The sequence below is a fragment of the Gammaproteobacteria bacterium genome, from assembly GCA_003696665.1.
Classification (GTDB): domain Bacteria; phylum Pseudomonadota; class Gammaproteobacteria; order Enterobacterales.
In genome coordinates this window covers 1-1304 of sequence record RFGJ01000403.1, presented here as the reverse complement: position 1 = coordinate 1304, position 1304 = coordinate 1, and the positions used below count along the sequence as shown (strand labels likewise).

Annotated in this window: 1 protein-coding gene; it reads right to left on the bottom strand. The window is 54.8% G+C overall.

The annotated features are described in order from the left end of the window. Window positions 1-147: 147 nt before the first annotated feature. On the bottom strand, window positions 148-1304 hold a 1157-nt coding region (locus D6694_10230), incomplete at its 5' end, for a hypothetical protein (protein RMH40249.1).

The window sequence follows — 1304 nt, the reverse complement described above, 5'->3', positions numbered from 1 at the left end:
CCTGACCCCGGAAGTTGGAAAGAAGAAAGCCCGGGTACCGGACCCGGGCTTTCACCTTCTTCATTTCCTTATTTCATCTCAGCAGGGATGGACGCTGCCACTCCCTACCACCTTAGGTTTGCTGTAGCGTTTCATGGTCTGTCCTTTCTACGGAATCGTGCCGTTGTCATGGGTTCCAGTGGTCGTCCAGGGAGTCACCAGGTTCCACCCGTTTCCATTACCTCCCTCTGCGGGGTCACCAACCCGGTGGCAGTTCTGGGCGGACGTCCACTGAGAGATATGGCGGCCATTATTCAAATTTCCAAAATTCCCGGATGTAGGTGTTCCATAGGAATCATCCCATGTGTTGTGCTTGGTATCCAGACAGTTGGTAATCATCAACCGCGGCAGGCGCGAGGCATGCGGGTTATGGCACTTGGAGCAGCTGAATTTGTGGAACTGGGTATCCACAGTGTTGTTATCAACCGTCGCTCCCCATTCATAACCCTGATAGTTCCTTCCTTCCTTGTTGGGGTTTAGAGCAGGTCCGAATCCAGCTGCTTTCCCTGCTTGCCCTCTGAATCCCCAATTACCCTTATCTCCAGGAGCATTGGCCCCCTGCCAAGCCATAGCCGGGTTGGTGCTGTTACCCAACGTTCCCCCACGCAGGTCGAAAATATTTTGCTTGTGCAGACCGGTCCCGCCGATAACAGCGTTACTGTGGCCATTTTTGCCAACCCAAGCATTCGCGGCAGTACCAAATTTGTTCATGTTATCAACATCGGTTCCATGGCAAAGGGTACACAACCCGGCACTGTTGGCGAGTGTCCAACCCGTTGTTGGGCTGCCACTGTTCTGGTCAATCCAATAACCGCCCATGGTTGTTTGACTGGTGCTTCCCCGGGGAACCGAACCAAATTTTTGCAAACTCGTATAGTTTGTATTTAATTGCGGTGCCCCGTCCTCTTTGTAGGGGTTACCCTTCCAGGTCCCGCGCAGATAGGGTTTACCGGTAACGGTGTCGTTGGGAGCCTGGTTGCGGTTGTGGACATCGTGGCAGTAGCTACAGCGGATGTCTGCGACGGCATCCACACCAGCCTGGGTCACATTGGGATTAACCGAGTGGGTCGATTCGATGGCACCGGTTTTGTAGGCGAAGTTGGCACTGGTCCAAGTGGCGATGGTCCAGTTGCTGGTGTCCAGGGACCCGTAGTCGTAGGTGCTGTTGCCGGTATTGGCGTTGTTGTTCACGCCCCACTCGCTGACACCGTTGGCGTCGTGGCAACTCCAGCAGATCTCCGCCTCCGTGGTCTTGCCGCCGGTGG